The organism is Pradoshia sp. (assembly GCF_051873915.1).
Lineage (GTDB): Bacteria > Bacillota > Bacilli > Bacillales > Pradoshiaceae > Pradoshia.
The window spans coordinates 1-9836 of record NZ_JBJEFJ010000184.1 but is presented as its reverse complement, the minus strand read 5'-3'; the positions used below and the strand labels follow the sequence as shown (position 1 = coordinate 9836).

The following is a 9836-nucleotide window of genomic DNA, read 5'->3' as shown; positions in this document are numbered from 1 at the left end:
GAGAACATCGCGAATAATATCGTTACAGGCGCATAGACGGCTAAAACAGAAGAACCAAGTTCAGAGAAACCGTAGAAGGATCCGTAAACACTGTCTGCAAGAACACTCATCCCCGTAACTGCTGGAACAAGCAAGAATAAAAGCACTTGGAATGTTTCAGTTAATTGCTGATTGTATAACGTCCATTTCTTCTCCACAAATGATTTCGTCACACTTGGCACGATGGATAGTGAAAACGCTGTAGCTAGCGTCATGGGAATGAGAACGAGCTTCTGCGAGGTCACGTTCAACACACCAAAAGCCGTATCGGTAATCTCAGCAAGCCCAATCGATACCATTGCCCTGTTAAAGGTGAGCGTATCAACCATTTGGAAAAGTGGCATCGCAAGACCGACAAAGATGAAGGGAATTGATGAAAGGAGAATTTCCTTGTAGATGGCTCCCATTGAGATGTCCACTTCATTTTTGCTTTTCTTAAGCAAAGCATCAAGATGCCCCTTCCGCTTCCGCCAATACCAAAGTAAAACAACAAGCCCGGCAACGGCTCCAACAAATGCCGAAAACACGGCTACCCCCATCGCGGGTACGATACTTCCACCAAGTACATTCAAGACAACATAAGCGCCCGCCAGCATAAAGATAATGCGGACAATCTGTTCAATAACTTGAGAGACCGCTGTCGGTCCCATGGATTCATTTCCTTGGAAGAATCCACGGAACAAGCTTTGGGAAGGAACAAGAATCAAGGCAAAGCTGACTGCCCTGATAACCGTAGTCACCTCTTCGACTGAATAGGACTGCGTCTCCATGACAGAAGCTAGTCCAGGAGCAGTAACATACATGAGCAGAAAGGCAAATACCCCAGTCATCATCATGACCTTTTGACCTGATTCAAAAAGCTTTCTGCCGATTGCATATTCACCCATCGCATTATACTTTGCTACAAATTTTGCTACAGCCATCGGAACCCCAGCAGTTGCGATGCTAATGAAAATCGTATAAGGAGTGTAGGCAAACCCATATAAGGCAATGCCTTCGGTTCCTACGATTTTATTAAAGGGAATGACATAGAATAATCCGAGCATTTTCGAAAAAACCATGCCAATAGTCAAAATAAAGGTGCCTCTAATCAGTTTCGATGACATGCTTCAAACCCTTTCGTACTTTCACTTATATAGTAGAATAGATTTATTTTTATGTTCACTATTCAGTAGTTTACTCTTTTCCATACCTTTTGACAATGAGATAAGTTGTAAGTTTAAGGTCAATACAATAGATACCCTTCCAATATATACATATCCATTCCCCGCTCTTGCTTTTGCCTTCTTGTGAGATTCGCTTATAATAGACCTTATAAGCATGTTAGAAATGAGTGGAATAGATGAAATATGATGTTGTGATTATTGGTGGAGGCCCCTCTGGACTTATGGCTGCCATAGCAGCCGCAGAGAAGGGGTCTTCTACGCTGTTAATTGATAAAGGGTCCAAACTCGGCAGAAAATTAGCCATCTCAGGCGGAGGACGCTGCAATGTAACGAATCGTCTGCCTGTTGAAGAGATTATCCGCCATATCCCAGGAAACGGAAAATTCCTTTATGGAGCTTTTTCCGAATTTGATAATGAAGGAATCATATCCTTCTTCAAAGAGCTTGGCGTAGAACTTAAGGAAGAAGACCATGGGCGGATGTTCCCTGTTAACGACAAGGCTCAATCCGTTGTCGATGCCATGGTTGGGCGTCTGCTCGAGCTTGGTGCACACGTCCGTACCGATTGTCCTGTCAGTGATGTCCTCTATGAGGACGGTCATGTTAAAGGTATCCAGACAAAAGAAGGAGAACTTATTGAAACGAGTTCAGTCGTCCTAGCAGTCGGGGGTAAATCCGTTCCGCATACAGGTTCAACCGGAGATGGATATGCCTGGGCAGAGAAAGCCGGTCATACAGTAACTGAGCTTTTCCCAACGGAGGTGCCTTTAACCTCCAGTGAGACATTCATCCAAAATAAAGCATTACAGGGTCTCTCCTTACGCGACGTATCCATCAGTGTATTGAATCCAAAGGGCAAGGCGCTCATTACCCATCGCATGGACATGATCTTTACCCATTTTGGCTTATCAGGTCCAGGCGTGCTTAGATGCAGCCAGTTTGTTGTCAAGGCACTGAAGAAATGGAAGCTAAAAGAAGTTATCGTCCAAATTGATGCACTGCCGGATATGAATGCGGAGCAATTGTTCCAGCAAATCATTCAAACCATTAAGACAGATGATAAGAAGGCAGTGAAAAATAGCCTGAAGGGACTTCTCCCTGAACGTTATCTATTATTTCTGCTGGAAAGGAATCAAATTGACCCGGCTGCACAGGGGGCAACTATCTCCCACGATAAATGGCGTTCATTCTGTCAAGATATCAAGAAATTCCCAGTGGCTGTAAACGGCACACTCTCTCTGGATAAGGCATTTGTCACCGGCGGGGGGATATCTGTCAAAGAAGTAGAGCCGAAAACTATGGCCAGCAAGCTCATGCCAGGTTTATTCTTCTGCGGCGAAATATTAGATATTCACGGGTACACTGGAGGCTACAATATTACCTCTGCCCTCGTTACCGGACGTCTTGCAGGAATCAACGCAGCCATGAATGCACAAACAAGACAATAGGGCAAGGGGGAGCATGTAATGAATCTTCTAGAACGAGTAGCCAACAGCAAGATAATGACTGCCTTCCTATATCTCTTATTTGCTGCTTATCTTTTACTCTTATCCTATCTATTATTTTTTGGCTATTATCGTCAGGATATCCGAGTGGAGGATTATAACCTGACACCGTTTGAGACCATCAAAATGTATATCATTTATATGGATTACTTTAGTTTCCGTATATGGTTCACCAATCTATTCGGTAATATTATTGCCTTTATGCCGCTAGGCTTTTTACTTCCCCTTCTCTCAGAGCGCTGGAAAGGGGCAATTAAGATTACCATATTCTCTTTCTTCGTGTCCCTTACTGTGGAAACCATTCAGCTCGTTTTCCATGTAGGGGGCTTTGATGTGGATGACATGATCTTAAACACCATCGGAGGTCTTTTTGGGTACATGCTGCTCAAGATTCTCCAATCTGCCGCTGCGGCTGTGCTTATTCAAAGCAAGGTGCACAAATAATCTCTTTTTAGTGGATGTCCTTTTAAGGGCATCCTTATTTTTATGGTTTCGAGCTCTTTAAGTTGAATAAAGATTTCAGAAAATATATAATCAAAAAATAAACCATCACGTTATAGTTTGGAGGTCTTTCCTTAATGGGGCAAAGAAACTAAGAATCGGCGAATTATCAAAAGCCACGAATGTCACCAAAAGGACTATTGATTATTACACGAACCTCGGCCTGCTAATAGCAGAGAGATCGCCCTCCAATTATCGGCTATATGATGAATCCTCCATCGAGAGACTTTTGTTTATCGAGGAATGTAAACATAAACAGTTATCCCTGACTGAGATAAAAAAGGAATTGATTAACCGATATTCGGAGGAAATCGATGTCCAAGAAATACGGGCAAAAATCCGTGACATTGAACAAGAAGTATCATCGCTCATAAACGATATGGGCAAAGATCAGGATGTCGTCAAGAAACAAGTTGACGCCTCATCCTTGATACAATCGATGCAGCTGCTAATGCTGCTGCTGACTAAATCATAACCAACTACAGGAGGTGTACGTCTTACCCTAGCTGTAAGACTGCTATTTGACTACCATCTATTTAATCGCTTTTGTTATCCTAATCATCTTAACCGCCTTTTTCGTTGCAACTGAGTTTGCCATCGTAAAGGTGCGTTCCTCAAAGATTGACCAGCTTGTCGCTGAAGGCAAGAAGGGCGCTTTGTCCGCAAAGAAAGTAACAACCCACCTGGACGAATATTTATCTGCCTGCCAGCTCGGAATTACGGTTACGGCACTCGGTCTAGGGTGGATTGGAGAACCGACATTTGAGGTAATCCTTTCTCCCCTATTTGAACTGATGGGTCTCAATATGGAGGTCACTCACATTATGTCCCTTGCCGTTGCCTTTATCATCGTGACGTTTATTCACGTGGTCGTGGGCGAACTGGCTCCTAAGACAATTGCCATCCAAAAGGCAGAAACGATGACGCTATTCCTGTCACCGCTGATTATTTTGTTCTACCGTATCCTATATCCATTTATCTGGCTTTTGAATGGTTCAGCTCGTTTACTCGTCAAGCTGATTGGTTTCCAGCCGGCTTCAGAGCACGAGAACAGCTATTCAGAAGAGGAGCTTCGCCTATTGCTGGCAGACAGCTACAAAAAAGGCTCCATTAATAAGAATGAATACAAATATGTAAACAATATTTTTGAATTTGACGAACGGAAAGCAAGAGAAATCATGGTACCGCGTACAGAAATCGTCAGCATATCAAAGGATGACTCCATCGAAGAGGTATTCTCCATCATTCAAGAAGAGCGTTATACACGTTTTCCTGTAGAAGATGGCGACAAGGATAATATCGTCGGATTCTTGAATGCGAAAGAATTCTTGACTGAAATGCATTTGAAGAAGGATGTCACACTCGAATCATTAATCAGTCCAGTCATTAGTGTCATTGAGACCATACCAATCCATGACCTTCTTGTAAAAATGCAAAAGGAACGCACTCATATCGCCATCTTAATCGATGAATATGGCGGCACATCCGGATTGGTTACTGCAGAGGATATCATTGAAGAAATCGTCGGAGAAATCCGTGATGAATTCGACGAAACAGAGGTACCTGATATCCGCAAGCTTGGAACAAACCACTATATCGTAAGTGCCAAGCTTCTCATCGATGATATCAATGAGCTGCTTGGTATCGAGATTTCAAATGAGGTCGTTGACACAATCGGCGGCTGGTTCCTATCAAACCATTTCGAAATCCAAGATGGCACTGAGGTTGAAGCAGAGGGCCACATCTTTAAGATTCATGAACATGAAGGCAACCATATTCACTATCTTGAGATCAAGAAAGCCGATAAATAATGAAAACGCCGAATCCCTCATAACGGATTCGGCGTTTTATTTACGATAAATGACCATTGCACTAAAGCAATAAATCTGATTTTCTTCCTCTTCTTCTCCAAAAGCGGCAATTTCATACTTAATGTCGACGATTTGGTCCTCCCTAATCTGTCCTAGGAAGTGATTCATCCCATTTTCCAAGTCTTTTTCATGTTCATAATCAAACATCTTCACTTGTATCATCGGCTCTCCTGCCTCCTTTTAGGACAGTCATAGCCAAATAGTTTGATTTTTATACACAAATATTGAATATTCCTCGGTCTGATATTACCTTTATAATTTTACGGGGAGGATTCAATATTGACCAACTTATTTTCCCATTCCATCAAAGTGGGTGGCGATTTCGAGCATTTTTATTGGATCCTCTACTTCTGAAATCGTATAAACGATTTTTTCTTCCTGCCAGGAAATTTGATTATCTTCTGTCTTTTGTTGGTCGACGTCTGCTTTGACGGAACCATATTGATTTGGTACAGGCAGTGAATTACTCTCCAAGTAGTCAACCATCTGTTTTGCGAGCGGCACGTATTCATTAGCACCTTCTAGATTGTTGGCATGGATCTGAAGGTACCATCTCCCTTCATGCCAATTCAGCCATTTATTACCCATACCACCCTCTTCATACCCTTTGATTGAATGGCCAAGATTGATAGCAGGATTGCCTGTCGGGATATCTTCAGGAGATATGTAGCCAATTTTAGATTTGGCTTCCTGATTGGTTTCATATTGTCTAGCTTCTATTACAGCAATGGGTTTAGCGATTTCATTGTTATTCAATTCTTTATCATTGATTGGGATCGCTTTCTTACTTTCAAAGAAGGTCACTCGATACCTATCATCCTTAGAATCGGTAGCAGCACTCAACTTCATTTCTTCAGATGACATTGGCAAATATTTTGGCAGCTTAGGAGGCAGGCTGTTTTGAATTTGTTCCTTAACAGATGCGATGATACTTTCTTGAGAATTTGGAACGTTATTGGCACCATCTTCATCAGATGTTGAGGGGTTTTCAGTTGCAGGGGGATTGTCCTTCTTTGTATCTTCTTCACTTTTATCGTTTGACGATTTTTCCGTACTGACAGGCTGGTTAGATTTTTTGGACGCTTGTTCTTCGCTATCGGCATTTTCCAGTGTGCAGCCGGCAAGGCAGATGAAAGTCAGACATACGGCAGTAGACACCTGTTTCTTCATTTACTTTCTCCTCCTTTATTGTCGTTTACCACAGGGGATACCAATTAAACAAGCGTTGAATAAACGGTAAAAAACAGTCATATCGCAATGGATACATCTCATTATTTCAGAGAGGATTTATTATCAGAATAGATGTATTTGGTCCCGAACCTCTTGATATGTAATGAGACTTGTGGACATTCATCAGAGTGACTATAAGACAAACATTATATGGACTATCTTAACCATATAAGGAAACATATTCTCCTTAATATTTCTCCTTCCCAATAATGGAGGCGTAAGCCTGTAATCGTTTTCAGCTCTGTTCATATATAAAAAAACCGGCTGACCCAATCGGACAGCCGGCCAAAAAATCTACTTAGTTTGCGACGATATTAACAAGTTTTCCAGGAATCGCGATCACTTTACGAACAGTTTTGCCATCGATTTGCTCGAGGACCTTTCCATTCTCCATAACCGTTTTCTCCATTTCTTCCTTTGTAATATCAGCAGGAACTTGAAGCTTCGCTCTCACTTTCCCATTAATCTGGATCACGATTTCGACTTCATTATCGACCAGCTTGCTTTCATCATATGCGGGCCAAGATGCATAGGCAAGCGTATCATTATGGCCTAGTCGGCTCCAAAGCTCTTCTGTCATATGCGGGCAGATTGGTGAAAGTAGCTTCACGAAGCCTTCCATGAATTGAATTGGAAGAATCTCTGCTTTGTACGCTTCATTCACGAATACCATCATTTGAGAAATCGCCGTATTAAAGTGCAGATTCTCAAGATCCTCTGTCACTTTCTTCACAGTTTGATGATATACCTTCTCAAGATGCGTGTCCGCTGATTCTGTAATCTTATCATTTACTGTTCCATCTTCATTGATATACAGTCTCCATACACGGTCAAGGAAACGTCTTGAGCCGTCGAGTCCATTTGTTGACCATGCGATGGATGCATCAAGCGGTCCCATGAACATTTCATATAGACGAAGTGTGTCTGCTCCATGGCTTTCAACGATATCATCCGGGTTCACGACATTACCCTTTGATTTACTCATCTTCTCATTATTCTCACCAAGGATCATTCCTTGGTTAAATAGCTTTTGGAATGGTTCCTTCGTTGGTACAACACCGATATCATAAAGGAATTTATGCCAGAAACGAGCATATAGCAAGTGAAGAACCGCATGCTCTGCGCCGCCGATATACGTATCAACCGGAAGCCAATGCTTCAACTTCTCAGGATCTGCGATTGCATTCGGGTTTTTCGGATCGATATAGCGCAGGAAGTACCAGCAGCTGCCCGCCCATTGCGGCATTGTATTGGTTTCGCGTCTGCCCTTACGTCCGGTTTCCGGATCTGTTACATTCACCCACTCATCAATGATTGCAAGCGGTGATTCACCCGTACCAGATGGTTTGATTTCGGATGTTTTGGGAAGTACAAGCGGAAGCTCTGACTCAGGAACAGCTGACATCGTTCCGTCCTCCCAATGGATGATAGGAATTGGCTCTCCCCAGTAGCGCTGACGGGAGAAGTTCCAGTCACGAAGACGGTATGTTACCTTCTTCTCACCGATGCCTTTTTCTTCAAGCCATGCAATCATCTTTTGAATGGCTTCTTCTTTATTCAATCCATTCAGGAAGTCAGAGTTTACATGCTCTCCTTCTCCTGCATATGCTTCTTTTTCGATATCGCCGCCAGCGACAACCTCACGAATTGGAAGCTCGAATTTCTTCGCGAACTCATAATCACGCTCATCATGGGCTGGAACCGCCATGATTGCACCAGTTCCATAGCTCATAAGAACATAATCGGCGATCCATACTGGAATCTTCTCGCCGTTTGCGGGATTAATGGCATAAGCACCTGTAAATGCACCAGTTTTCTCTTTAGAAAGCTCTGTTCTCTCAAGGTCGCTCTTCGATTGAATGGATTGTTTGTAAGCTTCAACCTCTGCTTTTTGCGCCTCTGTCGTAATTTCATCCACAAGCGGATGCTCTGGAGAAAGCACTGTGTAAGTCGCACCGAACAATGTATCAGGACGAGTCGTAAAGACTGTGAACGATTTGTCCGTACCGTCAATCGTAAAGTTCACAGAAGCCCCTTCTGAACGGCCAATCCAGTTGCGCTGCATATCTTTAATACTTTCTGGCCAATCAAGTTCTTCTAAATCTTCAATCAAACGGTCTGCATAAGCCGTAATTTTCAAAATCCATTGACGCATCGGCTTTCTGATAACCGGGTGGCCGCCGCGCTCACTCTTGCCGTCGATGACTTCTTCATTCGCCAATACCGTTCCAAGCGCCGGGCACCAGTTAACCGGAATCTCATCCATATAGGCAAGCCCTTTTTCATACAGCTTCAAGAAAATCCATTGTGTCCATTTATAATAGTCTGGATCTGTCGTGTTGATTTCACGGTCCCAATCATAAGAGAATCCGAGGGATTTAATTTGGCGTTTGAATGTCTCAATATTCTTTGCTGTAAATTCTTCCGGGTCATTACCTGTATCAAGAGCATATTGCTCAGCAGGAAGACCGAATGCATCCCATCCAATTGGATGAAGGACATTATAGCCCTGCATCCGCTTCAATCGGGAGAGAATATCCGTCGCTGTATAGCCCTCTGGATGCCCAACATGAAGACCTGCTCCAGATGGATACGGGAACATATCCAAAGCGTAAAATTTACGTTTTCCGACATGATCAGTCGTTTTGAACGTTTTATGTTCTTCCCAATAAGATTGCCACTTCTTTTCAATCTCTTTATGATTGAAACTCATCCTAAATTCCTCCTACAAAATCAATTTCAGGTCCTTTTCATTTTCCCCTGAATATAAAAAAGCCTCTCATCCCTCAATAGTAAGGGACGAGAGGCTGTTCATCAGCTTTTACCCGCGGTACCACCCTAGTTGACGTATGTAAAACACGTCCGGCTCAAGTCTTTAACGCAGATCTGCGGCAGTCCTTACTAATCGCTGTTCACGACTGCAACTCAAGGGGGAGTTCATCATGCCGTCCTATTGGCTCGCACCAGCCGCCAACTCTCTAAAAAGCACGAACATCATTACTAGTCCCTGTCACGGTTATTAGAAAATATATACCTACATTGTATGTAAATCATTCTGAAAGTGCAAGTCCATTCTATGCTGTTTTTTCCATTTTGGCCAGATATGGGGGAAGGTATGCATCGATTGCAGATTTTCTTCTATTGATTTTGCAGCTTTGGATATAAGCAATAGCGTAGTTTCTCTGTTAACAACCTAAAAACGTGGGACTAACCGACCTCTCCTTCTTTGATTGAATTTATGGAGAGCAGAGAAATCAAAACAGCGTCAAGTCAGCTTTTTTATGAGGAAATAAGCCCAAATAATAAAGATTTCAGCAAAAGAAGCCTCCTGCACATCTTTCTCCAGTGTTAGCGCATAGCTGGGCAAATATTTTTTAATGATATTTCCTTCTTTGATAATTTAAAGGCTAAATTTACTTGTTTATGGGCGAAGAACTATTTAAAGACGAACTGGTACCATTCAAGGGAGAAATAGGCTGGGTATGGTCGGGCGAAACCTTCCATCAAAAGAAAACTCCCTGCAT

The 9836-nt window shown here is 42.7% G+C and carries 8 protein-coding genes, 1 pseudogene and 1 other annotated feature; of the genes and pseudogenes, 5 read left to right on the top strand and 4 right to left on the bottom strand.

Features of this window, described 5'->3' with window-relative positions; all coding sequences use genetic code 11:
• A partial coding sequence (locus ACI35L_RS16070) for a putative polysaccharide biosynthesis protein (protein ID WP_439803302.1) occupies nt 1-1145 on the bottom strand: 1145 nt, incomplete at its 3' end.
• A 236-nt stretch (nt 1146-1381) separates the two neighbouring features.
• Here ACI35L_RS16070 and ACI35L_RS16065 point away from each other — a divergent pair.
• The 5 genes and pseudogenes from ACI35L_RS16065 (at nt 1382) to ACI35L_RS16045 (ending at nt 5022) form a co-directional block, all read left to right on the top strand.
• Entirely contained in the window at nt 1382-2653 is a 1272-nt protein-coding gene (locus ACI35L_RS16065) for an NAD(P)/FAD-dependent oxidoreductase (protein ID WP_049669821.1), read from the top strand.
• Nucleotides 2654-2671: 18 nt separating this feature from the next.
• Nucleotides 2672-3154 carry a VanZ family protein gene (locus ACI35L_RS16060; RefSeq protein WP_049669820.1) on the top strand — a complete coding sequence of 161 codons (483 nt, stop codon included), beginning with the start codon at nt 2672-2674 and terminating at the stop codon, nt 3152-3154.
• A gap of 82 nt (nt 3155-3236) precedes the next feature.
• A pseudogene (locus ACI35L_RS16055) lies at nt 3237-3485 on the top strand (MerR family transcriptional regulator); the annotation flags it as partial.
• A 12-nt stretch (nt 3486-3497) separates the two neighbouring features.
• Entirely contained in the window at nt 3498-3686 is a 189-nt protein-coding gene (locus ACI35L_RS16050) for a hypothetical protein (protein ID WP_231589475.1), read from the top strand.
• Between the two features lie 46 nt (nt 3687-3732).
• Nucleotides 3733-5022, top strand: a complete 1290-nt coding sequence (locus ACI35L_RS16045) for a hemolysin family protein (protein WP_049669818.1) — start codon at nt 3733-3735, stop codon at nt 5020-5022.
• Between the two features lie 36 nt (nt 5023-5058).
• On the opposite strand, the gene ACI35L_RS16040 is transcribed toward ACI35L_RS16045, so the two are convergent.
• The 3 genes from ACI35L_RS16040 to leuS form a co-directional block, all read right to left on the bottom strand.
• Nucleotides 5059-5244: a sporulation protein Cse60 gene (locus ACI35L_RS16040; protein ID WP_049669817.1), complete on the bottom strand. Its 186-nt coding sequence runs from the start codon at nt 5242-5244 to the stop codon at nt 5059-5061.
• A 126-nt stretch (nt 5245-5370) separates the two neighbouring features.
• Complete coding sequence (locus tag ACI35L_RS16035) at nt 5371-6252, bottom strand: hypothetical protein (RefSeq protein ID WP_439803301.1); 882 nt, start codon at nt 6250-6252, stop codon at nt 5371-5373.
• A 358-nt stretch (nt 6253-6610) separates the two neighbouring features.
• Nucleotides 6611-9025, bottom strand: a complete 2415-nt coding sequence (gene leuS, locus ACI35L_RS16030) for a leucine--tRNA ligase (protein WP_049669815.1) — start codon at nt 9023-9025, stop codon at nt 6611-6613.
• A gap of 79 nt (nt 9026-9104) precedes the next feature.
• Nucleotides 9105-9335: a binding site (T-box leader), on the bottom strand.
• Between the last annotated feature and the right edge of the window lie 501 nt (nt 9336-9836).